28 protein-coding genes are annotated in these 24,545 nt (G+C 32.7%); 15 read left to right on the top strand and 13 right to left on the bottom strand.

Going from position 1 to position 24,545, the window contains the following annotated elements:
• Positions 1–7: 7 nt before the first annotated feature.
• Genes LQ189_RS09910 through LQ189_RS09895 form a run of 4 tightly spaced genes read right to left on the bottom strand, consistent with a single transcriptional unit; the run spans position 8 to position 4,125 of the window.
• Positions 8–1,126, bottom strand: a complete 1,119-nt coding sequence (locus tag LQ189_RS09910; protein WP_230156314.1) for a peptidylprolyl isomerase — start codon at positions 1,124–1,126, stop codon at positions 8–10.
• A 14-nt stretch (positions 1,127–1,140) separates the two neighbouring features.
• Positions 1,141–1,794: a gliding motility-associated peptidyl-prolyl isomerase GldI gene (gldI, locus tag LQ189_RS09905; RefSeq protein WP_230156312.1), complete on the bottom strand. Its 654-nt coding sequence runs from the start codon at positions 1,792–1,794 to the stop codon at positions 1,141–1,143.
• Between the two features lie 4 nt (positions 1,795–1,798).
• Positions 1,799–2,803, bottom strand: a complete 1,005-nt coding sequence (locus LQ189_RS09900; protein WP_230156310.1) for a bifunctional oligoribonuclease/PAP phosphatase NrnA — start codon at positions 2,801–2,803, stop codon at positions 1,799–1,801.
• 59 nt (positions 2,804–2,862) lie between these two features.
• Positions 2,863–4,125 carry a chloride channel protein gene (locus tag LQ189_RS09895; RefSeq protein WP_230156303.1) on the bottom strand — a complete coding sequence of 421 codons (1,263 nt, stop codon included), beginning with the start codon at positions 4,123–4,125 and terminating at the stop codon, positions 2,863–2,865.
• Between the two features lie 350 nt (positions 4,126–4,475).
• Here LQ189_RS09895 and LQ189_RS09890 point away from each other — a divergent pair, with 350 nt between their 5' ends.
• Positions 4,476–5,162 (top strand): hypothetical protein, encoded by a 687-nt coding sequence (locus tag LQ189_RS09890; protein ID WP_230156301.1) that lies wholly within the window; start codon positions 4,476–4,478, stop codon positions 5,160–5,162.
• Positions 5,163–5,247: 85 nt separating this feature from the next.
• On the opposite strand, the gene rplT is transcribed toward LQ189_RS09890, so the two are convergent.
• From rplT to LQ189_RS09860, 6 genes are all read right to left on the bottom strand, one after another.
• A complete protein-coding gene (rplT, locus tag LQ189_RS09885) occupies positions 5,248–5,592 on the bottom strand; it encodes a 50S ribosomal protein L20 (protein ID WP_086453231.1) in 345 nt (114 codons plus the stop codon).
• A gap of 174 nt (positions 5,593–5,766) precedes the next feature.
• On the bottom strand, positions 5,767–5,964 hold the full coding sequence (gene rpmI / locus LQ189_RS09880) for a 50S ribosomal protein L35 (protein ID WP_022827375.1): 198 nt from the start codon (positions 5,962–5,964) through the stop codon (positions 5,767–5,769).
• 116 nt (positions 5,965–6,080) lie between these two features.
• Positions 6,081–6,638: a translation initiation factor IF-3 gene (infC, locus tag LQ189_RS09875; RefSeq protein ID WP_370514380.1), complete on the bottom strand. Its 558-nt coding sequence runs from the start codon at positions 6,636–6,638 to the stop codon at positions 6,081–6,083.
• 16 nt (positions 6,639–6,654) lie between these two features.
• Complete coding sequence (thrS, locus tag LQ189_RS09870; protein WP_230156299.1) at positions 6,655–8,601, bottom strand: threonine--tRNA ligase; 1,947 nt, start codon at positions 8,599–8,601, stop codon at positions 6,655–6,657.
• Between the two features lie 170 nt (positions 8,602–8,771).
• Complete coding sequence (locus LQ189_RS09865) at positions 8,772–9,383, bottom strand: hypothetical protein (protein ID WP_086453228.1); 612 nt, start codon at positions 9,381–9,383, stop codon at positions 8,772–8,774.
• Complete coding sequence (locus LQ189_RS09860) at positions 9,380–9,883, bottom strand: RNA polymerase sigma factor (protein ID WP_086453227.1); 504 nt, start codon at positions 9,881–9,883, stop codon at positions 9,380–9,382. The genes LQ189_RS09865 and LQ189_RS09860 overlap by 4 nt, the downstream gene beginning before the upstream one ends.
• Before the next feature lie 130 nt (positions 9,884–10,013).
• Here LQ189_RS09860 and LQ189_RS09855 point away from each other — a divergent pair, with 130 nt between their 5' ends.
• The 12 genes from LQ189_RS09855 to LQ189_RS09800 all read left to right on the top strand — a co-directional run bounded on the left by LQ189_RS09855 (position 10,014) and on the right by LQ189_RS09800 (position 18,975).
• Positions 10,014–11,225 (top strand): glycosyltransferase family 2 protein, encoded by a 1,212-nt coding sequence (locus tag LQ189_RS09855; protein WP_230156297.1) that lies wholly within the window; start codon positions 10,014–10,016, stop codon positions 11,223–11,225.
• Positions 11,226–11,309: 84 nt separating this feature from the next.
• A complete protein-coding gene (locus LQ189_RS09850) occupies positions 11,310–12,617 on the top strand; it encodes a dihydrolipoamide acetyltransferase family protein (protein ID WP_230156295.1) in 1,308 nt (435 codons plus the stop codon).
• 140 nt (positions 12,618–12,757) lie between these two features.
• The gene (locus tag LQ189_RS09845) at positions 12,758–13,534 is read left to right on the top strand and encodes a 3'-5' exonuclease (protein ID WP_086453246.1); all 777 of its coding nucleotides are present in this window, start codon (positions 12,758–12,760) and stop codon (positions 13,532–13,534) included.
• 39 nt (positions 13,535–13,573) lie between these two features.
• A complete protein-coding gene (locus tag LQ189_RS09840) occupies positions 13,574–14,185 on the top strand; it encodes a fumarylacetoacetate hydrolase family protein (RefSeq protein ID WP_144892819.1) in 612 nt (203 codons plus the stop codon).
• A complete protein-coding gene (locus LQ189_RS09835) occupies positions 14,185–14,529 on the top strand; it encodes an Hpt domain-containing protein (RefSeq protein WP_144892818.1) in 345 nt (114 codons plus the stop codon). The genes LQ189_RS09840 and LQ189_RS09835 overlap by 1 nt, the downstream gene beginning before the upstream one ends.
• Before the next feature lie 148 nt (positions 14,530–14,677).
• Positions 14,678–15,928, top strand: a complete 1,251-nt coding sequence (locus tag LQ189_RS09830) for a CinA family nicotinamide mononucleotide deamidase-related protein (RefSeq protein WP_230156287.1) — start codon at positions 14,678–14,680, stop codon at positions 15,926–15,928.
• A gap of 75 nt (positions 15,929–16,003) precedes the next feature.
• A complete protein-coding gene (gene rpmB, locus LQ189_RS09825; protein WP_024980263.1) occupies positions 16,004–16,240 on the top strand; it encodes a 50S ribosomal protein L28 in 237 nt (78 codons plus the stop codon).
• Between the two features lie 27 nt (positions 16,241–16,267).
• A complete protein-coding gene (gene rpmG, locus LQ189_RS09820; protein ID WP_007805817.1) occupies positions 16,268–16,450 on the top strand; it encodes a 50S ribosomal protein L33 in 183 nt (60 codons plus the stop codon).
• A 71-nt stretch (positions 16,451–16,521) separates the two neighbouring features.
• On the top strand, positions 16,522–16,674 hold the full coding sequence (locus LQ189_RS09815; protein ID WP_082014152.1) for a DUF4295 domain-containing protein: 153 nt from the start codon (positions 16,522–16,524) through the stop codon (positions 16,672–16,674).
• Between the two features lie 125 nt (positions 16,675–16,799).
• On the top strand, positions 16,800–17,753 hold the full coding sequence (gene ftsY, locus LQ189_RS09810) for a signal recognition particle-docking protein FtsY (protein WP_230156280.1): 954 nt from the start codon (positions 16,800–16,802) through the stop codon (positions 17,751–17,753).
• Between the two features lie 504 nt (positions 17,754–18,257).
• Complete coding sequence (locus LQ189_RS09805) at positions 18,258–18,698, top strand: hypothetical protein (RefSeq protein ID WP_230156278.1); 441 nt, start codon at positions 18,258–18,260, stop codon at positions 18,696–18,698.
• Positions 18,679–18,975, top strand: coding sequence for a DUF721 domain-containing protein (locus LQ189_RS09800; RefSeq protein ID WP_144892810.1), 297 nt, complete (start codon positions 18,679–18,681; stop codon positions 18,973–18,975). The genes LQ189_RS09805 and LQ189_RS09800 overlap by 20 nt, the downstream gene beginning before the upstream one ends.
• A gap of 117 nt (positions 18,976–19,092) precedes the next feature.
• Here LQ189_RS09800 and LQ189_RS09795 read toward each other — a convergent pair whose 3' ends face one another.
• From LQ189_RS09795 to bshC, 3 genes are all read right to left on the bottom strand, one after another.
• Positions 19,093–19,512 (bottom strand): nucleoside-diphosphate kinase, encoded by a 420-nt coding sequence (locus LQ189_RS09795; RefSeq protein ID WP_072941331.1) that lies wholly within the window; start codon positions 19,510–19,512, stop codon positions 19,093–19,095.
• A gap of 119 nt (positions 19,513–19,631) precedes the next feature.
• Positions 19,632–20,903, bottom strand: coding sequence for an acyltransferase family protein (locus LQ189_RS09790; RefSeq protein WP_230156276.1), 1,272 nt, complete (start codon positions 20,901–20,903; stop codon positions 19,632–19,634).
• 16 nt (positions 20,904–20,919) lie between these two features.
• On the bottom strand, positions 20,920–22,512 hold the full coding sequence (gene bshC, locus LQ189_RS09785; RefSeq protein WP_230156275.1) for a bacillithiol biosynthesis cysteine-adding enzyme BshC: 1,593 nt from the start codon (positions 22,510–22,512) through the stop codon (positions 20,920–20,922).
• Positions 22,513–22,823: 311 nt separating this feature from the next.
• Here bshC and LQ189_RS09780 point away from each other — a divergent pair, with 311 nt between their 5' ends.
• The gene (locus LQ189_RS09780; RefSeq protein ID WP_230156273.1) at positions 22,824–24,056 is read left to right on the top strand and encodes an AAA family ATPase; all 1,233 of its coding nucleotides are present in this window, start codon (positions 22,824–22,826) and stop codon (positions 24,054–24,056) included.
• Positions 24,044–24,544, top strand: coding sequence for a hypothetical protein (locus tag LQ189_RS09775; protein ID WP_230156272.1), 501 nt, complete (start codon positions 24,044–24,046; stop codon positions 24,542–24,544). Before LQ189_RS09780 ends, LQ189_RS09775 begins: the two co-directional genes overlap by 13 nt.
• Position 24,545: the final 1 nt, after the last annotated feature.

Here is a 24,545-nt window from a genome sequence, read left to right as displayed (position 1 = left end):
ATGTAAATTAATTTTTTTCTAAAAGTTCAATTTCAAAAATAATATTGGCGTTTGGCGGTATAACTCCTCCTGCACCAGCAGCACCATATCCCAAACGGGACGGAATAAAAATTACAGCCTTGTCTCCAAAAGATAATTGTTCTATTCCTTCAATGAAACCAGGAATCATGCCATCTTTTCTTCCTGCTTGAAAAGGAATAGGTTGATATCCATTTTGAGCTGCTCTGTTTTCATCGTATTTTCCAAATGCTTTTGAAACACTCTCTATACTTGCATCAAAAAGCTCTCCATCTTCAAGAAATCCCGCATAGTGTATAAAAACAGGAGTGCCATTAGATGGTTTTTTACCTCCGCTTTTTTTAGTAATTACATATTGTAAACCGGAAGGGGTTGTTGTAGCTTTTGATTTCAATACAGCAAAACTTGCTACTTTTTGCTCTCTTACCACTTTGTATTTTTCATTATAAACGCGCTTGTTTTCAGCTTCAATAGCGGCTTTTTTCTTTTGATTTTCAGACTCTACTGCAAAATAGTCGGTAAAAACTTTTACCGCATTAAATTTCTTAGCAGCTTCACCATTTCTAATGATCGTTACAGATTTGATGTAATCATCTTGTTGAATTTTATTGACAACTTCCATACCTTTTTCTACCACATGACCAAAAATGGTATGCTTTCCGTCTAGCCAAGGGGTTGCAAGATGTGTGATAAAAAATTGGCTGCTATTGGTCATAGGTCCGTTATTGGCCATAGCTAGAACTCCACCTTTATCAAATCGTAAGTCATTGAATTCATCCTTAAATTTATATCCTGTATCGCCTGAACCGGTTCCTAGTGGATCTCCGGTTTGTATCATAAAATCAGCAATGACTCTATGAAATTTTAAACCATCAAAAAAAGGTTTCTTTTTTAAATTTTCATTCGTTACAAACTCATTTTTTCCTTCGGCAAGTGCCACATAGTTTGCAACGGTTATAGGTGCTTTTTCAAAATCCAGTTGTACAATAATCTCCCCTTTGTTAGTTTCAATTTGAGCATACAATCCATCAGGTAAATTGGAATGATCATTTTTACAGGAATACAATGAGGCTATCGCTAGTAGCGCAATTACGATCTTTTTTTTCATTTCTAAATTAATTGTTATGGAGTTATAGTATCTTTTTCTTTGGTTATAGGGTTAGAGGCTTTTTTTGCAATAACGTCAGTTGTAGGTGCAACAGTTTGTAGAACTTCTTTTTTATACGCCACTTCGGGTTTAAAATCTCGCAATGTAACGGTACAAATAATTGGTTGGTTTGTATCTATTTTTTTATCGTCACCATGATAGCCGTAAGCCATATTTGAGGGGAATAAAAAATTTACTTTCTCATTACGATGCATTAATTTGATTCCGTCACGTAAACCCATCATTATATTTTGTTTATCAACATAATACACTTGTGGTTTTAGTTCTTCTTGAGAGTAAATCAAGGTGCCTTTTAAATCCTTAATTTCATAGTCAAACAAAGCAACGTCTCCTTTTTTAGGAGTGAGGGTGTCAATTGTATTTCTTGCTTCATACGAGTACCAGTAACCTTTTTTTGATGCCAAGTATACTGTACTTGGATTGTTTTTGATAACGTTTTGTATCTGACTTTCCTCTGTTGCAACCAATTTTTTATTGCGCAGAATCGATTTTTTCATAAAACTCCCAGACGATTGGGAAATAGGTCTTCTAGCATCCTGATGCTGTTTGCAGCCCGAAAGTAAAAGAAATAAAAAGAATACAACTGCAATTAGGTTGCTGTTTTTCATGGATTTAGATGCTTATTTTTGTTAGTAAATCTTCAAATTTCTTTTGGGTTTCTTCCATCGTAAGTTCTGATTTTCCTCCAGCGGCATTGCGATGTCCACCGCCGTTAAAGTGTTCTCTTGCAAATTGATTAACATCAAAATCACCTTGTGAACGAAACGAAATTTTAATAATTTTTTCTTCTTTATTTTCTATAAAGATAGCTGCAAAATGTATTCCTTGTATGCTTAGACCATAATTTACAATTCCCTCAGTGTCTCCTTTTATATAATTAAAAGAGTTCAGTTCCTCTTGAGTAAGTGTTGTATAAGCAGTCTTAAATTCTGGATAGATAATCATGTTTTGAAGCGCTCTACCTAATATTTGGAGTCTTCCATAAGAACTATTGTCAAATAGTAAACTCGGGATTTCTGTATTTTGAACGCCTAAATCAATTAGTTCTGCAACAATTCTATGTGTTGTTCCAGTGGTTTTAGGAAATTTAAACGAACCAGAATCAGTAAGTATTCCCGTATAGATACAAGTACCTATTGTGAAATCGATGTCATCCTTTTTACCTAAAGCGGTAATAAAATTATAAAGCATTTCACAAGTTGATCCAAATGCGGTGTCAGAGTAGGTAACAGCAGCGTAGTCATCTGGATTTTGATGATGATCAATCATGATAAATGGAGATTGAAGCTGTGCTAACACATTTTCCATTTCTCCAGTTCTGTGCAAAGCATTAAAATCTAATGTAAAAATTAGTTCAGCTTCTTGTAATAGTGCTGTGCAGTTTTCTCTATCCTTCTCGTAAATTTTAATTTTGTCAGCTCCCGGCATCCAAGCTAGAAAATCAGGGAACTCATTAGGAGAAATTACAGTAGGGTAGTGGTGGTTTTTTAGTAAAAAATGATAAAGTCCTAATGTAGAACCCATCGCATCGCCATCTGGACCTCGGTGCGGGATTATTGCAATTTTTTTAGGCGTTGATAACAACTCTTGTACGGCTTGAATGTCTTGTATTTTCATAGAATGCGAAATTACATTTTTTTAATCTAATGTTGAAATCATTTCTACAAATTACCAAATTATACACCTCTTAATAACCGTATTTTTTTAAAACAAAAGGCATACAACGTATATTTTAGTCCTGTTTTTAATTGAGATTTGTAAATCCCGGTAGAACCTGAACAAAAATAGGCCGTACTACAAGCAATACATAATAATAAACCAGCCTCAATCCCAAAAAGTTCTATCCCCATTAATGTACAAGCTATAGGTGTATGTGTAGCGCCAGATAATAAGGCAACAAATCCCATTCCAGCAAGCAAGCTTATGGGTAAGGGAATAAAAAGGGATAACGCGCTACCTAGTGTGGCACCTATAAAAAATAACGGAGTAACTTCTCCACCCTTAAAACCACTTCCTAATGTGATTCCGGTTATAATTATTTTTAATAAAAAATCTTCTGGCAAACTAGGTGTTGTAAAGGATTCTGCAATTACGGGTAGTCCTAGTCCTGTATAGCGTGTCATATCAAAACAGTAAAAAAGGATAACAAGAAACGAGCCTCCCACAAGAGGTCTCCAAGGAGCAAATGGAAAAGTAACGCTAAACAATCGATTCCAGTAATGAGCACTTTTTGAATAAAGCATTGCGGTCAAGCCAAAAAGAAGTCCAGCAACTAAAACCCATAAAAGTGTTTTAAATGTGATATTTGGAATTTCAAAAATATAATAAACGCTATGTTCTATTTGCCAAAGGTCTACGGTATAATTCGCTATAAAGGCTACTAAAAATACAGATAAGATGCTTTTTAGTGTTATTCTTTTAAAACCAACAATTTCTAATGCAAAAAATGCGCCTGCTAGAGGTGTCCCAAAAACCGATGCAAATCCCGCACTAATTCCTAGAAGTATTAATATTTGAGATTCCGTATTTGAGATTTTTTTTATTTTATTGAATTGATATGCTATTGCTCCTCCCATTTGAACTGCAGTACCTTCTCTACCTGCAGATCCTCCCAAAAGATGAGTCATTAATGTGCCCAAAAAAACTAAAAATCCCATTCGTAAAGGAACTCTTGTTTCAGGATTTTCATAAGCAATCAATAGTAGGTTGTTTCCTTTGTTGCTTTCGTTGCCTAGGTAGTGGTATAATAATCCTATTAACAGTCCGCCTATTGGAAGCAACCAAAACAATGTTTTGTAAAGCGTGAATAGTTGTGTAACCCAATCAAGACTAAACAAAAGCAGGGCAGAGGCAGATCCCGAGAATATCCCAATAAGGGTACAAATGAGGGACCACATTATTAGGGATGCTATTTTTTGTTGATATTTAGAAAAATCCATTCATTTAAAAGTTACAGCCTACAAAAGTATCATTTAAAGCTATATTTTTATTTTTTGTTACCAATATGTTTAATTTTTAATTAGATACTTTTCAAATCATTGAAAAGTCTAACATAAACAGCATCTAGTAATTCATTTTATCTGCAGTTTTGTCTTCATGTCTAAAATTAGATATTTAGGAGCGAAGTAAAAATGATTTTTTGTCAAATTTTATTTAATAGTTAAAAGTTCCACCCTGTTCATATACTATTTCAACTCATTTGTAGTTATAAATGAAAGTTAAAAAATGGCTTGATTTTTGAAAGTGAATGTTAGGTTTTATATTTTTAAAACTTGTTAAAACCTATAAAATGAATGTACCGCAAATTATGAAAAGGATTTTATTCACAATGATACTACTTGGTTCATTTTACAGTGGTTTTGCTCAATCTGAATTCAATTCAAAGTTCAAAGCAATTCCTCCTAAAAATAATGCGCCAAAGATAAACAAAACAATTTCACCTAAAATTGATATTCCCCCAATCAATTCACCTACGCCAAATGTTAAACCACCCGTAACAAATCCAAATCTTACAAGTATTCCCGAAACGAAGCCAGTAAAACCTATTTCGATGATTCCATCAAGTGAGTTTATCAATCCAGGTGATGTTTACAGAGATAAATTAAACAAGAAAGAAGATAATTCAGAAGGTATAGTTTATCGTAGAAACCAAAATTTAGGTAATTACACTACGGAATCTGTTTCTGCAAAAGTTATGTATCGGGATGCTGCTTATGTAGATGGTGATTTAATACGAGTTATGTTAAATGATAAAGTAATTCAAAACCAAGTTTATTTAGACAGTAATTTTAAAGGTTTTGAAATTGTTTTAGAAAAAGGGTTCAATAAAATTGACTTTGTAGCTTTAAATCAAGGAAGTTCAGGGCCAAACACAGCAGAATTTAAAGTTTATGACGATAAAGGAGCATTGATATCAGCAAGTCAATGGAATTTAGGGACTGGTTTTAAAGCTACAATAATCCTTATTAAAGAATAAAGTATCACAAGACACAAAAAAACCTCAATCGATTGATTGAGGTTTTTTTTATAAGTAAGTAATCTAAATTGAGTTTATAAAACGTTTATTTTACTTTATTAAGTACTGCTTTGAAAGCTTCTGGGTGGTTCATAGCTAAATCTGCAAGAACTTTACGGTTCAATTCGATTCCGTTAGCTTTAACTTTACCCATGAATTGTGAATAAGACATTCCTTCTAATCTAGCTCCAGCGTTGATACGTTGAATCCATAAAGAACGGAAATTTCTTTTGTTCACTTTTCTATCACGGTAAGCGTAGCACATTGCTTTCTCCACCGCATTCTTAGCAACTGTCCAAACGTTTTTACGTCTACCAAAGAAACCTTTGGCTTGCTTCATTATTTTTTTTCTTCTTGCTCTTTTAGCAACTGAATTTACCGATCTTGGCATAATTTTTATTGTTTTTTTGTAGCAGGCGTCCTGAATTGAATCAAAGGAACTTAAAAGCCATACTCCAAGGTTATTTTAAATTGTTTTAACCTAAAGAAATCTTTAGTCAAATGTAAAAAGCCGAATGTAGAAAGTGTGTACTTTTGACTTTAGGACTTTCTAACTTTGGACTTATTAGATAATTCTTAATTGTTGTTTGATGCTTTTCATATCTGTTTTGTGAACTAGCGCTGAGTGAGTCAAAGCTAATTTACGTTTTTTAGACTTTTTAGTCAAGATGTGACTTTTAAAAGCATGCTTTCTTTTAATCTTTCCAGAACCAGTAACTTTAAAACGTTTCTTGGCGCTAGATTTGGTTTTCATTTTAGGCATTTTTTCCTAGTGTTTTAATTTATTCTTACTTACTTATTTTATTTAGTCGTAAAGTTTTTAAAGTCTTAAAGTCGAAAGTTGAATACTTTTGACTCTAAGACTTTTGACTTTAAGACTTATTTTTTCTTCTTAGGAGCAATAAACATGATCATTCTTTTTCCTTCAAGAACAGGCATAGCCTCTACTTTTCCAAATTCTTCAAGATCTGTTGCTAATCTCAATAATAAAATCTGACCTTGATCTTTATAAATTATAGAACGCCCTTTAAAGAATACAAATGCTTTTAGCTTTGCGCCTTCTTTTAAGAATTTTTCTGCGTTTTTTCTTTTAAATTCATAATCATGCTCATCCGTTTGAGGACCAAAACGAATTTCTTTCACAACAACTTGTGTAGATTTCGCTTTTAAAACCTTATCACGTTTCTTTTGTTCGTAAACAAATTTCTTGTAATCCATGATTTTACAAACCGGTGGTTCAGCGTTTGGAGAAATTTCAACTAAATCCAATTCAAACTGATCTGCTAACCTTAGGGCTTCTGCAAGTTTAAAAACACCTGGTTCAATGTTTTCACCTACAAGCCTTACTTCTTGTACACCACGAATAAGGTTGTTTATTCTGTGGGCATCTTTTTTTTCTACGCGAGGTTGGTAACCTCTGTTGCTTCTTATTGCTATGACTTTATAATTTAAGTTAAACTGTAAATACTTTCAATGTTTTGCTAATTTCTTCGTTTACAATAGCTGCAAATTCTTCTATTGTAACTGTGATATTACCTTTTCCTTCTTGGCCGTGACGGCGTATAGAAATGGTTCCGTTTTTCTCTTCTTCCTCACCTACAATCAACATAAACGGTGTTTTTTGCATTTCGGCATCTCTAATTTTCTTACCGATGGTCTCGTTTCTGTTGTCAATGAGGGCGCGAATTTCGTGATTTTCTAGCAAATCTAAAACTTTTTTCGCATATATTTCATATTTCTCGCTCAAAGACAATATTATAGCTTGTTCTGGCATTAGCCAAAGCGGGAAATTTCCTGCTGTGTGTTCTAGTAATATTGCTATAAAACGTTCCATAGAACCAAAAGGTGCTCTGTGAATCATTACCGGACGGTGTAGTTCATTATCAGAACCTTTGTAAGTCAAGTCAAAACGTTCTGGTAAGTTGTAGTCTACCTGTATAGTTCCTAATTGCCATTGTCTTCCAAGGGCATCCTTAACCATGAAATCTAACTTTGGTCCGTAAAACGCAGCTTCGCCATATTCTACTACAGTATTTAAACCTTTATCTGCAGCAGCATTGATGATTGCATTCTCTGCTTTTTCCCAATTTTCATCGGTACCTATATATTTATCTCTATTTTCCTTATCTCTTAACGAAATTTGGGCTGTAAAGTTTTCAAATCCTAATGAACCAAATACATAAAGTACTAAGTCAATTACTTTTTTGAACTCTTCGTCTAATTGTTCTGGAGTACAAAAAATATGAGCATCATCTTGAGTAAATCCTCGCACGCGAGTTAAACCGTGTAATTCTCCACTTTGTTCGTATCGGTAAACTGTTCCAAATTCAGCATAACGTTTTGGTAAGTCTTTGTATGACCATGGACGAACATTGTATATTTCGCAGTGATGCGGACAGTTCATCGGTTTTAATAAAAACTCTTCTCCTTCTGCAGGTGTATTAATTGGTTGAAAGCTGTCTGCTCCATACTTTGCATAATGACCAGAAGTAACGTACAATTCTTTCTGACCAATATGTGGAGTTACAACTTGCTCGTAACCTGCTTTTTTCTGTGCTTTTTTCAAAAATTGCTCTAATCTGTCTCTTAAGGCAGCTCCTTTAGGCAACCATAGTGGCAGACCTTGACCTACTTTTTGAGAAAAGGCAAATAACTCCAGTTCTTTTCCTAGTTTTCTGTGGTCACGACGTTTTGCTTCTTCTAGTAATTCTAAGTATTCCGTTAATTCTTTTTGTTTTGGGAACGATGTTCCGTAAACTCGGGTTAACTGTTTGTTTTTCTCATCACCTCTCCAGTAAGCACCAGCAACGCTCATTACTTTCATTGCTTTGATGATACCGGTATTTGGAATATGGCCACCACGACACAAATCAGTAAAGGTATCGTGATCGCAAAACGTAATCGTTCCGTCTTCAAGATTAGTAATCAACTCGGTTTTGTAAATGTTGTCTTTGTATAATTCTAAAGCATCTGCCTTAGAAACGGGACGCAGTTTAAATTCGTGCTTTCCTCTTGAAATTTCAAGAACACGGTCTTCAATTTTTTTGAAATCAGCATCTGTGATTTTATGATCTTCAAAATCTACATCATAATAAAATCCATTTGCAATTGCGGGTCCGAGTGTAAGCTTAATTCCTGGGTACATTTCCTCAAGAACCTGAGCCATAACGTGTGAAGTAGAATGCCAAAATGCTTTTTTACCATCGGCGTCATTCCAAGTAAATAATGTAAGGCTACCATCCGTGGTTAGTGGGGTTGTTGTTTCAATAGTAGTACCATTAAAAGAGGCTGAAATTACATTTCTAGCAAATCCTTCACTGATGCTTTTTGCAACATCCATTGGAGTTACGCCTGGAGCAAACTCTCTAACTGACCCATCGGGTAAAGTAATCTTAATCATTGTTTGTTATTTTAAGAATGCAAATATAGTCCATTACAAAAATACAAACAATAGTTGTGTATGTATTGTTTTATAAATAATAGTTTAATTGAAGGTCAAGCAAGTAAAATTTGCTTGTATTGTTTCTGTTTTATTTTAAAGGTGATGATTTCAGATAGTAATTTGATTTTTTACAAGTCAATTTTCTTTAATTCGCTGTAATTTTTGCTCAGTTTGGATAAGAAAGTGCCGTAAACTAACTTATAAAAGCACCAAATAAAGCCCATAAAAAATAAACCAAAAACCAATAAAGCAATAATACTTGACGGGTCTAAAATGTCTACTTTTGTATTTGATCCATCTTTATAGCCTTCGTTAAAAGCTTGTAGGCCAGTATAAGTACCTGTTAACCCGCCAAAAATGATATTCCAAAAAATGTAATACGTAACTACTTTTCTTGTTTTTAATATCTTTTTAATTAGATCTTTGGCTGAATTTAAGGTTGAAATAGATTTGTAATTTTTGTAAAACAGAATTATAAAACCAAAAATAACAATATAATTAATGAGTTCTAGGGTTTTTATTATGGGGTGAGCAATCACAAATGCATCATATTCTTTGCTACTGATGAAAATTGATATCCCATTTAAAATTAAAAATTCTAAAATGCTAACAATTAGTATCCACTTCACTAATGAAGATGATTTTTTGTGAATCATCACATAAATGTCGTTTGTAGAGACTTGTTCAAAAGTATTTCCTTCTTTTTGCCAGTCTTTTTTGAGTAAATCCAGTTCTTTCATGCTTCTAATGGATTTAATATTTTTTTTAATTTCCCTTTTATTCTATTCATTTTTACTCTTGCGTTAACTTCGCTAATTCCCAACGTTTCGGATATTTCTTGGTAGTCTTTGTCTTCAAGATACATGAAGATTAATGCTTTTTCAATATCATTCAATTGATAAACTGCTTTGTACATTAATTTTAATTGTTCTTCCTCTTCATAATCATATTCTACATCATTAAGAAAATGTTGCCTGCCTTCAAACTCCACAGTACTGATAGAACGTTTTGTTTTACGATATAGGGTGATGGCTGTATTTAAGGCTACGCGATAAGCCCAAGTAGAAAATTTGCTATCTCCTCTAAACTTAGGGAAAGCTTTCCATAATTGAATGGTGATTTCTTGAAACAAATCTTTGTGTGCATCATCACCATTAGTATACAATCTACAAATCTTGTGGATTATATTTTGGTTTTCTTGCAAAAGTTGCACAAAAGTCTGTTCTAGGTTTTCACTCATAATTACGTTAGTGGAGAGTTAATGGTTTTTGTTACACAAAATTTGTTTTTTGTTGTCAAATTTTATTTAAGCAATATTGATAAATATTATTCAAGTTTCTATTATTTGTTTTTCTCTGTACATTTGTCACATGTTACTATCGGTTATTATTCTTAATTACAATGTTCGGTACTTTCTGGAGCTTTGTTTAATCAGTGTTCAAAAAGCAATTGAAGGTATTGACGCAGAGATAATTGTGGTTGATAATAATTCTGTCGATGATAGTTGTGCAATGGTATTGCAACGATTTTCAACGGTAAAGTTAATTCAAAACAAATCGAATGAAGGTTTCCCCAAAGGGAATAATATAGGTGTCGACCAAGCCTCGGGAGAGTATGTTTGTATTCTAAATCCAGACACGGTTGTGGCTGAAGATACTTTTTTAAAAATTCTAGAATTTGCTAATCAAAAAGATCATTTAGGGATTGTAGGTTGTAAGCTTATTGATGGTGCTGGTGGTTTTCTTCCAGAGAGTAAGCGCGGTGTTCCAACTCCATTTGTGGCTTTTACAAAGATTGCGGGTCTGTATAAACTTTTCCCTAAATCTAAAATGTTAGGCAAGTACTATGCAAACCATTTGCAGGAAGAGCAAACTGGGAAAGTGGATGTTTTAGTGGGTGCTTTTATGCTTTTAAAACGAAAGTTGTATCTAGAATTAGGAGGATTTGACGAAGCTTGTTTTATGTATTCTGATGATATTGATTTGTCTTACATGGCGCTAAAAGCGGGATATAATAATTTTTACTTTGGCGCAACTACTGTTATTCATTATAAAGGAGAAAGTACTCATAAAGATGGCTTGTATATGAAGCGATTTTCAGAGGCGATGCATTTTTTTTACAAGAAACATTTTAGTAAAGCAAAATCTATTTTTCGGATAAAAGAGTGTTTGTTTGCTGTTTTTATGAAAATAGGCGTCTCTGTTTTTACCGCATACAAGACTTTACAAGGCAATTCATTATTCCAGAAAACAAAAAAGATGATTTCTCCAAAATATATTTTGTTTACCAATGATCAAAGTTTACTTCAAAAAATGGAACGCTCGTTACAAAAAAAAGTAAAATTTCATGATTTAAAAACAGAAAAAATGCTACTTTCGTCAATGGTGAAAGAGGAAACTAATGTTGAAATTATTCTTGACAATGAATTTATATCATTTAAGGATTGTATCGCTATTCAGGAATCTGCAAAGAAAGAGGGATTTAATCAACGAATAACTTTTAAAATTAAGCCAAAAGCTACCGATTTTTTAATAGGAAGTAATAATAGTACATCACGTGGCGAAGTAGTTAAAATGACGTAAAAAATTATATTTAATGTAATTTATATTTGAAATATTTAGTAATTTCGCAAACTGAAAATCAATATCACCTTTTAGGTTAATAATATGGCAAGATATGAATTAAAACTTCCAAAAATGGGAGAAAGCGTTGCAGAAGCAACTATTACCAACTGGTTAAAAGAAGTTGGAGACAAGATTGAAGCTGATGAAGCGGTACTGGAGATTGCTACTGATAAAGTAGATAGTGAGGTACCAAGTGAGGTTTCGGGAGTTCTTGTAGAACAACTTTTTGGAAAAGATGATTTGGTACAAGTAGGTCAAACCATTGCAATCATTGAAACTGATGGTTCTGATGGTGTAAGTACTGAAGCGGCAGTTGCTACACCTGTGGCAGCTACTTCAATTGAAAAAGAAGTTGAGACTGTAAAAAATACCATTGCTGCGCCAGTAGATTTTTCTAATTCAGAAAAATTCTTGTCGCCGCTTGTTAAGAATATTGCAAAAGAAGAAGGTGTTTTACTTACAGAACTTGAATCTATTGCTGGTACAGGGAAAGAGGGTAGAGTTACTAAAAATGATATCCTTGAGTATGTGAAAAGTAGAGGCAACCAGTCAGTAGTTGCTGCACCGGCTCCAGTTCTAGAAAAAGTTATTCCTGCAGCTGCGCCTTTAGCTCAAAAAGCGGTACCAGTTTCTGTAAACGGTGGTGATGAAGTTATTGAAATGGATCGTATGCGAAAGTTAATTTCGGGTTATATGGTAGCTTCAGTTCAAACATCAGCGCATGTACAATCTTTTATAGAGGTTGATGTTACGAATATTGTAAAATGGAGAGAGAAAAATAAAAACGTATTTGAAAAACGCGAAGGTGAAAAGCTTACTTATACTCCTATATTTATGGAGGCTGTAGCCAAAGCTTTAAAAGATTTTCCAGGTATGAATATTTCTGTTGATGGAGATTACATCATCAAGAAAAAGAATATAAACTTAGGAATGGCTGCTGCCTTACCAAATGGTAACTTGATTGTTCCGGTCATTAAAAATGCTGATCAGTTAAATTTAGTAGGAATGGCAAAAGCGGTAAACGATTTAGGGAACCGTGCAAAAATGGGTAAATTAAAACCAGATGATACTCAAGGTGGTACCTATACAGTTACTAATGTAGGGACTTTTGGAAGTGTTTTTGGTACACCAATTATAAACCAGCCACAAGTAGGTATTCTTGCCCTTGGAGCCATTCGTAAAGTACCTGCTGTTATTGAAACCCCTGAAGGAGACTTTATAGGAATTCGTCAAAAAATGTTCTTGTCACACAGCTATGATCATAGAGTAGTTGATGGTGCATTAGGAGGTAGTTTTGTAAAGCGTGTAGCTGAATATTTAGAGGCTTTTGATGCTGATAGAGCTGTTTAAGTTAAATAATCAATAATTGAAACCCCTGATTGATATAAAAGTCTATCAGGGGTTTTATTTTTTATTCTGCTTTTATTAGTCTTTGTTTAGCTTTGGAATTAACTCCAAATTTTTATATTTGTCACATTCAAAAACAAAAAATGGAACTAAAACTCAATAAACCAATTTGCTTTTTCGATCTTGAAACTACTGGAATTGATATTGGAAAAGACCGAATTGTAGAAATATCAATTTTCAAAGTTTTCCCAAACGGGAACAAGGAAAGTAAAACGTGGCTCGTAAATCCTACTATTCCTATTCCGGCACAAACTACAGCGGTTCACGGAATTACTGATGAAAAAGTAGCTAATGAGCCAACTTTTAAAGAACTGGCAACGCAGGTGTATAATATGATAAAAGACAGCGATTTGGCTGGATTTAACTCAGATCGTTTTGATATTCCTTTATTGGCCGAAGAATTACTTCGTGCAGGGGTAGATTTTGACATGAAAAATAGAGTTTCAGTTGATGTGCAAACTGTTTTTCATAAAATGGAAGAGCGAACTTTAAGCGCAGCTTTAAAATTTTATTGTGGTAAAAATCTTGAAAATGCCCATTCAGCTGAAGCAGATACCATGGCTACTTACGAGATTTTAAAAGCGCAATTAGACCGTTATCCAGAATTGGAAAATGACATGAAATCGTTGTCTGAATTTACAACTCGCAAGAAAATTGCCGATTTTGCAGGAATGATAGCATTTGACAAGGATAATGAAGAGATTTTTACCTTTGGAAAACATAAAGGTGTTAAAGTAGAAAAGGTGTTAGAAACAGAGCCGGGTTATTTTAGTTGGATTCAAAATGCTGATTTCCCTTTGTACACCAAGAAAGTTTTAACGGCGATTAAACTTCGAAAACTGAACAATAAATTAAGCTAATTTTTGAATCTTTCAATCATTAAATTTTTTAATTAAGAAATGAAAATAATCTGTATCGGTAGAAATTATACCAATCATATCGCAGAGTTGCATAATGAAAAGCCATCGGAGCCTGTTGTTTTTTTAAAACCAGATTCGGCTATTTTATTAAAACAACATCCTTTTGTTATTCCTGAATTTTCAAATGATGTGCATCATGAAATCGAGTTGATTGTTAAAATTAGTAAGGTTGGTAAATATATTGAACCTAAGTTTGCTCATAAATACTATGATGAAATAAGTGTTGGGATTGATTTTACAGCACGTGATTTACAAGAGAAATTAAAGTCGAAAGGATTGCCATGGGAAAAAGCAAAGGCGTTTGATGGTTCAGCTGTTTTAGGGGATTTTTTACCTAAAAGTCAATTTTCTTCATTAGAAAATATTACATTTGAACTTCTTAAAAATGGAAAATCAGTTCAAAAAGGAGATTCAAGCTTGATGCTTTGGAAGATTGATGAATTGGTGTCTTATGTTTCGCAGTTTTTTACGCTTAAAATTGGCGACGTAATTTTTACAGGAACTCCAGAAGGAGTAGCAGCTGTAAATCAAGATGACGTTTTAGAGGGATTTTTAGAAGGACAACAACTATTTAGAATACAAGTAAAATAATGGCTATACATTACAATCTATCAAAAGTGTACGCACTTTCAGATAATGACCCAGAATTTGTCAATGAAATATTGACATTGTTTGTTACCGAAGTTCCAGAGGATTTATTGCAAATTAAAGAAGGAATAAAGAAGAAAGACCACAAGCATGCTTATGCATATGCACACAAGATAAAGCCGACTCTGGATTTAATGGGAATGAATGTTGCTTTTGAAGAAATTTTACAAATTGAAGCTTGGACAAAAGCCGAAGGGAAAAAGAAGGATATAAAAGAGACTTTTAAAAGTGTTAAAAACCAAGTCAATGATGCGGTGAAAGAAATCAAAAAAGATTTTGATGTTTAAATATTATTATAAAAAAAGTGACCTTTTCGGGTCACTTTTTTTATAAACAATATCTGTAAAGTTGTATTTTTATTCCAAAACAATGTAATGATAAATAGTTATTGGTTCTTAAAGTCCAATATGATAATTATATAATTAAAATTTACTAATGAAAGCAACCATAGTTACAATAGGTGACGAAATATTAATTGGTCAAATTACAGATACTAATTCGGGATTTATAGCTAAGGCTCTAGATAGAATTGGAATCGAAACAATAGAAATGTTATCTATAAGTGATGATAAAAACCATATTTTACAAACCTTGTCAAGATTGCAAAATACTGTTGATTTTGTGGTGCTTACGGGAGGGTTAGGGCCTACAAAAGATGATATTACAAAGAAAACGTTTTGTGATTACTTTGAAGATGAATTGATAGTCAATCAAGATGTTGAAAAGCATGTTGTAGCGCTCATAGAAAGGGTTATGAACAGGCCAGCTTCACAAGTAAATAAAGATCAAGCGCTAGTCCCGTCAAAATGTATAGTGTTGCATAATGAAGTAGGTACGGCTCCCGGCATGTGGATTAAAAAAGAAAATACAGTTTATATTTCTCTTCCAGGAGTTCCTTATGAAATGAAATATTTGGTTGAAGATGAGCTGATTCCTAAAATTGTGCAAGAATATAAACGTCCTTACATTATCCACAAAACCATTTTGACTTATGGTCAAGGTGAAAGTGTAGTGGCTGAGCGTATTGAAGCATGGGAAAATGGATTGCCTGCTTTTATAAAATTAGCCTACTTGCCAGCGCCGGGAAGAGTCCGTTTACGATTGACGGCACGCGGAACTGATAAAGAAATTCTTGAAGCTGCTATTCAAGAAAATGTAAATTCAGTAACTGAGATTATCAAGGATATTATTGTAGGTTTTGATGATGATGAAACGCTGGAAGTAGTTCTGGGATCACTACTTACAAAGCACAATAAAACAATTGCAACAGCCGAAAGTTGCACTGGTGGTAAAATTGCACAGGTGTTAACTGCTGTTGCTGGAGCGTCAAAATATTTTAAAGGTGGTGTGGTTACTTATGATACACAAGCAAAAATAGATCTACTTGGAGTTTCTAAGCACGACATAGAAGCTCATTCGGTGGTGAGTAAAGAAGTAGTCTCTGCTATGGCTTCAAGTGTAAAAGCCATAGTGAAAACAGATTATGCAATTGCTACAACTGGAAACGCTGGACCTCTAAAAGGAGATTCGAATGCTGAAATTGGAACTGTTTTTATTGCAATTGCTACGCCAAGTGAAATAATTGTTGAGGAATTTAATTTTGGTCAACCCCGTGAAAAAGTGATAGATAGGGCTGTAATAAAAAGTTTAGAGCTAGTGTATAAAGAAATTTTGAAAATTGTGTAAAATTATTGTTGGTTAATAGGTTTATTTTTCTTTTCTTTGCACCCTGATTTTGATTAACGATAAAAGATAAGTATAATGTCAAGAGTTTGTGACCTTACAGGTAAAAGAGCGATGGTAGGAAATAACGTTTCTCACGCTATGAACAAAACTAAGAGAAAATTTTCTGTGAACTTAGTTAAAAAGCGTTTTTATCTTCCAGAAGAAGATAGATGGATTACTCTAAGAGTAGCTGCATCTACGATAAAAACAATTAATAAAAATGGAATTGCTGCTGTTTTGAAAAAAGCACAGTCAGAAGGATTTATTAAATAATCCGTTCCACAATAAATATATAGCAAGATGGCAAAGAAAGGTAATAGAATCCAAGTAATTTTAGAATGTACAGAACACAAAACAACTGGTGTTGCAGGTACTTCAAGATACATCACTACTAAGAACAAAAAAAATACTCCGGATAGATTAGAGATTAAAAAATTTAATCCAATCTTGAAGCGTGTAACTGTTCACAAAGAAATTAAGTAATAATTACAAATTTTAAAAGGTTAAAATGTTTACGTTTCAAACCTAATTAAAATTTAAATAACATTTGAATCATGGCAAAGAAAACCGTAGCATCGTTACAAACATCTTCTAAGAGATTATCAAAAGCCATCAAAATGGTGAAATCTCCAAAAACAGGTGCATATACATTCGTAGAATCTATTATGACTCCTGAAGCTGTTGATGAGTTCTTGAAAAAGAAATAATTAACAGAGATAATTTATAGAAAAGCTACTTTCATTCGGAAGTAGCTTTTTTATTTTCTATATTTACCCCGTAAAAAAACAAGCGTTTTTTTAAGACTTATAGTTCATTTTATACCCTACTTACAATGAGTTTTTTTAAAAAAATATTTTCATCAGAGAAAAAAGAGATACTAGATAAAGGTTTAGAAAAGTCAAAAACAAATTTCTTTTCAAAGCTTACTAAGGCTGTCGCAGGAAAGTCTAAAGTTGATGATGAAGTTCTGGATAATCTAGAAGAAATTCTTGTTGCCTCTGATGTGGGAGTAAGTACTACGTTGAAAATCATTACTAGAATTGAAAAACGAGTAGCTTCAGATAAATATTTAGGTATCTCAGAGTTGAACCAAATATTGAGGGAAGAAATAGCTGGTTTACTTTCTGAAACTAATACTGGTGAGTCATCTGAGTTTGTTATTCCAGCAGATAAAAAACCATACGTAATTATGGTGGTAGGTGTTAATGGGGTAGGAAAAACTACGACTATTGGTAAATTAGCATATCAATTTAAAAAGCAAGGTTACAATGTAGTTTTAGGTGCTGCAGATACGTTTCGTGCCGCTGCGATAGATCAGTTGCAAATTTGGGCTGATCGTGTAGGTGTTCCTATTGTGAGGCAAGAAATGGGAAGTGATCCGGCTTCGGTGGCTTTTGATACTTTGCAATCAGCGGTGGCTCAAAAAGCTGATATTGTTATTATTGATACAGCAGGACGTTTGCATAATAAAATCAATTTGATGAATGAATTGTCTAAGGTGAAGCGTGTAATGCAAAAAGTGGTTGCCGATGCACCACATGATGTTTTATTAGTTCTTGATGGATCTACTGGACAAAATGCTTTTGAACAAGCAAAACAATTTACTGCTGCAACAGAAGTGAGTTGTTTAGCAGTTACTAAACTTGATGGAACTGCAAAAGGCGGAGTTGTTATCGGAATTTCTGATCAGTTTCAAATTCCAGTAAAATACATTGGAGTAGGTGAAGGTATTGAGGATCTTCAAGTTTTTAACAAATTGGAGTTTGTAGATAGTTTTTTCAAATAAGTTGTTACTATGAATTTTTCTTCTATCAAAAACATGCCACCGCTATACTTTTATCTGATTAGTGTGTTGTGCTTTGTTGTAGCTAATCTTATTCGGGAGCAGTTCATCAGTTTGTATTATTTTTTGATTTTGGTGGGTTTGGCTTTTTTTGTAGCTGGTTTTTTGATTCGGATAAAGTCTAAGTAATACTTGGTTTTTATTTGGAGATCGGGAAACTAAAACCTGAATTCAAAACAAGATATGACCGATATATTTCGAGTTTTCTTGTTTTTTAAGCGAATTGAACTAGTATCTTTTTATAAGTCTTTGTTGTATTGACAAAGCTATCGATACGTTTTTTTTATTTTTGTTGGTATTTTTCAACCCAATTACACAATTACAATTATAGTAGAATGGTCTAGCCCTGATGGAAGCGGCATCCTTTTTCTTGGTACTACTGACGAAGGAAGGTAGCAAGAAAAAGATACAGCGGACAGCAGGAAATAGCTCCTAAAAAAAATAGATATGAAAAAGATAGTTGGTTTTTTTATTCTCATCTTGGTATTTTTGGCATGTAAGCAAAATATTAAAACCGAAGATGTAGCTCTGTTAAATGGATATTGGGAGGTTAAAAAAGTTGTTTTTGACTCTATTGAGGATAAGGAGTATAGGATGAATGAGGTTTACGATTATTTTAATATTGTAAAAGACAAAGGGATTAGAAAAAAAGTGATGCCACAACTTGATGGTACTTTTTTAGTGAATGATGTAGAGGAAAAAGTAGCTGTACGTTATGAGGATGACCGTGTTTTTATAGACTACACAACGCCTTATATGAAATGGAGTGAGGAAATTATAGCCTTAACAAATGAAGAGCTGGTGTTGTTGAATAAAGATAAAACGGAATACCATTATAAAAGAGCAACAGCAATAAACTTGATGGGCGATGGCAAAGAGATTAAATAATCAGAGTACTATAGGGGATGTTTTGAAACAAATAATCCAAGTGAATAAGTTACAACCTGGCATGGATCAAATTGATGTGAAAGATGCTTGGAAAAATCTTATGGGGAATGGTGTGAACAGTTATACGAATAATGTAGTTTTGAAAGGAAGCACGTTATATGTGGAGTTGACTTCGTCTGTTTTGCGAGAGGAATTAAGTCACGGAAAGTCTAAAATCATCAAAATGATCAATGAGGAATTAAGACGCGATGTGGTGAAAGATGTGGTTTTAAGATAGTGAAAATTCACAGTGTTTAGTTTTCAATGAGATTGCAAATAAAAAATCCCGTTTCAATTATGAAACGGGATTTTCTGTTTTTATATGTCACTATTAACTGCGACTGAAAACTGAATACTAGAATTGCTCTCTTCCAGCAAAATGGAAAGCACCTTCAATAGCTGCATTTTCATCGCTATCAGAACCGTGAACTGCATTTTCTCCAATAGAAGTTGCGTATGCTTTACGGATAGTTCCTTCAGCAGCTTCAGCTGGATTTGTAGCTCCAATTAAAGTTCTGAAATCTTCAACAGCATTGTCTTTTTCTAAAATTGCAGCAACGATTGGTCCTCTTGACATGAATTCAACTAATTCACCGTAAAAAGGTCTTGCAGCGTGAACAGCATAAAATGCTTGAGCATCAGCAACAGTAAGTTGTGTTAATTTTAAAGAAACGATTTTAAATCCTGCATTAGTAATCATTGCTAAAATGTTTCCGATGTGTCCATTAGCAACAGCATCAGGCTTGATCATTGTAAATGTTCTATTAGTAGCCATTTTTTTGTTTTTTTAAGTTTTTCGAATTGGCTGCAAAAGTAAACTTTTTTATGTGTTTATTTTAATAAATCACCAATTAAAAGGAGTTTGTTTAAGATTAATCAGGCCTTTTTTTTAAATTATACCTTAAATATTAATTGATGTTTATAAAATAGTCTTAAAATCAAAGACCAAATAGTTACATAGATCAAAGCTCCGGCTAAGGATGCCGTCATAGGATTATTAAAAACTGGTGCAATCCAAAAATGATACAAATAATTTTGAAGATTAATTTGTTCAGAAGGAATTTCTGGATTTTGAAATTGAATCATTTCTAATGCTTGTGGAATTATTTCAGAAAAGAAGAATACAATCATTGGATTTACTCCCCAAACAAGAAATAGTTTTGTCCATTTTTTATAGTTAGCAACATCAATTACATAATAGAAAATAGTTAACGAAAGTATTGCTATACCAGATGTGTATAAAACAAAAGAGCTCGTCCAAAGTGATTTATTTAAAGGAAATGTGACGCTCCATAAAAGACCAAGAATAATAAGAATAATTCCAGCAATTCCCATTTTTTTTACAATTTCCAGTTTAGGTAATGGACGATTGAGTAATTGACCTATCAGTAATCCTATTATTCCTGAGGCTATTGCAGGAATTGTACTTAGAATTCCTTCTGGATCCCACGTTTTTGTAACTGCCCACACATGATTTTTTAAAAAGACGCTGTCAATCCAAGATGCCAAATTAGTTTCTTTATCAAGAATTGGTAATCCAATTCCTGGAACCGGAATCAATGTCATTACTGCCCAATATCCTATTAAAATTGTTGATGCTACTATGATTTGCGTTTTAAGCGTTGTTTTTAAATATAAAAGAGATATTACAAAATATACAATTCCAATGCGCTGTAAAACTCCCGGTAACCTGACGTCTTGATAAGCTTCAATTCCACTATATGCTAAACATAAAAATGTAACAAAGATACCAATAGCTAAATACGTTTTTACTTTTGCATTGAAACTGCCCATGAGTGAATAACCCACGCTAATTGTTATGATTATGCGTCCTATTAATAAGGGAATACCGTCTAGTCCAAAAAGTTGTATTTTTCCAAAAAAATTGAAAAACATTCCTAAACAAAACATTCGTAAGGAGCGAATTAGTATTTTATTAAAGGTTTTGTTATCAAAATTTTTTGTAGGCATTGCAAATGAAACCGCTACTCCCATTATAAAAATAAAAAAGGGAAAAACTAAATCTGTAGGAGTACAACCATTCCAATCTGAGTGTAATAAAGGAGGATAAACAGTCGCCCAGCTTCCTGGATTATTGACAATAGTCATCAATAAAATAGTAAATCCTCTAAATACATCCAGCGAAATTAGGCGTTCTTTTATCATTTATTTATGGTTTTTCTTAAGGAAATTTAATTATATCAAAATTAGATTGCAATGGTTTTAGCATTTGAATCAATTGCGGAATTAAATTCTCACCATATTCAAGGTAAAATTCTGAAAAATTATTTTGTCTTTCCTGTAAACTTTGATTTGGGAAAAGTTCGTTTTGTAAATCGGTAATTCGCTGTAAAACATCACTTAAAGTCCTTTTTTGAGCTTTTAGTAAACGTTTTTCTAGGTTTTCTAATCCCTTTATTTGTTTGGCCTCCTGAGCTTTTAGGGCTCCCATAAAAGATTGGTCGGTTTTTGTGGCACGTTGATGAAGCGAATCAAATTGTTGTTTTAATTGGTCTTTTAAATCTTTTAAATCAATTTGAATCTCTGATAATTCTTTAGTTTTATCATTTCTTAAGTCTTGCTGTTTTGAAAACAAGTCGGACCAACTCAAGTTTAATTGATCTGCTTTTTTGGCTTGTTTTTCGGTTGCTAATAAAACAGAATTCCTTAGCAGAAGCATTGGAAAAGTAATTTTTGCAGCAGCAAAAAAAGATTTGAGTTCTAACCAATAGGCAATTTCTCCACCTCCGCCAATGTAACAAAGATTTGGTAAAATTACTTCTTGATATAACGGTCTCATAATTACATTTGGACTGAATTTTTCTGGATGATTTTCTAAAATGGATAGAATTTCTGTTTCAGAAAACTCTAGTTTAGTGTGGTTTACTTTGTATTTATTGTTTTCAAAGATGATGCGTTCCCGGATGTTATCTTCAATATAAAACAGATTTATTTCTCTCGGATTTACCTGAATGGTGTACTCTTTTAATTTTTCAGCAGTTTCGAGTACTAATTTATGAGAAGTTTGCTGCAGTAATTCTTCTTTGATGTATGGAATAAAGCTACGTTTTAAGTCAGCATTATCGGCATCTATAATTACTAAGCCGTAATTACCAAATAGTGCATTGGCTAAAAACCGAGTAGCATCGGCGAGATTATTGTGTTTGATATAAGAATCTTCAAATAGTTTTTTTAGGGTATTCGCATTTATACTAGAACCTAATTCGAGTGCATATACTTCAAGGAAATCGGCCAAACCTTCAGTAGATAATCGGCCAACTGGTCCAGTACTTTCTTTGTTCCAACGGAATTTTTTACCTTTAAAATTGAAATAATTAATTTCTTCAAAATCATGATCTTCAGTTGCCATCCAGTAAATGGGAACAAAATTATAGGAAGGATATTTCGATTTTAATTCTGTTGTTAAATTAATTGTCGAGATGATTTTATACAAAAAATATAAAGGTCCGCTGAATAAATTTAGTTGATGACCAGTTGTGATAGTGAATGTATTTATATTATTTAAAGATTCAATATTTTGTTTGGTCAAAACAGAAGTTTCAACTTTTAAATATTGTTTTTGTAAAGTAGAAACTAAAATGGATCTGTTGCTATTGTCAAAGTTATTTTGCTTTTCAAGAATTTGCTCTTCAAAGTTTTCAAGATTTGGAAATCTGTTGTACAGAGTATTTAAATTGTTTTTTTGATCTAAATAATCGTTCATCAAAGTAGAGAAATATCCGGAATTTTGATAGCTGATACAGTCGGTTGGCATGTTTTGAGTTTCTAAATTTGTCGCTAAAGTAATAAAAAGTAAAGTTAGTTAATTTTGGTTTAAGATATGTTTAGGAAAAGTCTATTTTTAAATGACAAAGAATCCATTTTTAACCTTTATTTTTGTAACAAAACAATCTCTCTTTTGAAAACAAAACTTTTTCTAATCACGCCGCCTTTTACGCAATTGAATACTCCCTATCCGTCAACGGCTTATATCAACGGCTTATATCAACGGCTTTTTGAATACTAATTTTAGATTTCGATTTCAAGCTAAAAAGCATACATTTGCTAAATACAAAACATAGAATAATGTCATCAATTAAGATTAAAAATTTTGGACCAATAAAAGAAGGGTTTATTGATAATGATGGTTTCTTGCCAATCGATAAATTGATGATTTTTATAGGAGGGCAAGGTAGTGGTAAAAGTAGTATTGTTAAATTAATATCTACTTTGACTTGGATTGAGAAGGCATTGGCAAAGAGAACTATTTCTATTGATAATGTTGTTAAAGACGATGCCTTTATAACAGAATGGTGTAAATGGCAATCTATTCAAAATTATTTTAAGCCAGATTCTTATATTGAATATAGTGGGAAATATATTCATTTTAAATATGATACTGGTTCGGTAGAAGTAAATATAAAGGAGGTTGATAATTATGAAATTCCTAAAATAACTTATATTCCTGCTGAACGAAATTTCTTAAGTGTTTTAGAAGAGCTAGAGAATGTGAAGGGTCTACCAAAATCGTTAAGCTGGACTCTTGAAGAATATACAAAAGCGTGTCGGAGTTTGTCACGACCAATTTCAATTCATATTAATGACATAAAATTTGAATATAATAAATCAAATAAAATTTCATCTATTTCAGGAGAAGGATTTAATGATTTAAAGCTTTCAGAGGCTTCGAGTGGAATACAATCTGTAGTACCCATGATGCTTGTCTTGTACTATTTAAAGTACTTTATAAATAATCTAAAGACAAACAGTATAGATAATTTAAGTTTTGCCGAAAGAGAAGCATTGCGCTCTATGGAATCAAATCTAGCGTCAAATCCGAGTTTATCTCAAGAGGAATTTCAAATTGCTATGGATAACTTGCATAAGAAATTTTTACCACAAAACTTATTTTCGATTATCGAAGAAATTGAACAAAATTTATTTCCTGAAAGCCAAAAAAACATTCTATTTAAGTCTTTTGAATTTAATAATGATAAAGAAGATAATCATCTTATTTTGACTACTCACAGTCCTTATATTATTGCTTATACAACTCTTGCAATGAAAGCGTTCAAAATAAAAGAGAAAGTAAAGGGAAATACAGATTTATTAGAAAAAATAGAGTTGATTGTACCCGTGAAGTCTTCTGTAAATCCTGATTTGACTGGAATTTATCAAATTGACGATAAAGGGAAAGTTATTTCTATAAAATCTGAAAGAGGATTGATTTTAGATAATAATTTCTTGAATAATAGTTTAGAAGATACTAATGATTTATTTAATGAACTACTTGACATAGAAGAAGAATGCAGGAAATAAATTTTTTTAAAACAAATTGTGAATTTGAAACTACAAAAGTTAATGAATTTGGTATTCACGATGAACTTCATAATGATATTCCTGCCTACTTAGTCTTTGATGCTGAAAAAGCGAGTATGCTTCGAGTGTTAAATTCTACAGGAAAATCAATTAATTTTTACCCTATCGATAATTGCGTTAAAATTCACAAAGAAAATAGTAAAGACAAAGAAAGTATTTGCGATGGAATGTTGATTTACGATAATAATATTACATTCGTTGAATTAGCTGAAAGTCACCATAAAAGTGTAGAAGATTGTATAGGGCAAATTAAGTCTACTATTTTTCAATTTCAAAAATATCATCCTAATTTAGTTTTCGTTAAAAAGTATGCAATTGTTTCTAATTTAGCTAGACCAACGTCTACTATTTCTCACGAAAAATGTGAAAATTTTCGAGAAGAAAGCGGTTTTGGATTGTCTGTAAAAACGGTTTTAAAAATTAAATAAA

Origin of the sequence: Flavobacterium sp. CECT 9288 (assembly GCF_918731615.1) — a bacterium.
Taxonomy (GTDB): domain Bacteria; phylum Bacteroidota; class Bacteroidia; order Flavobacteriales; family Flavobacteriaceae; genus Flavobacterium.
This window is presented reverse-complemented; position numbering and strand designations above follow the sequence as displayed.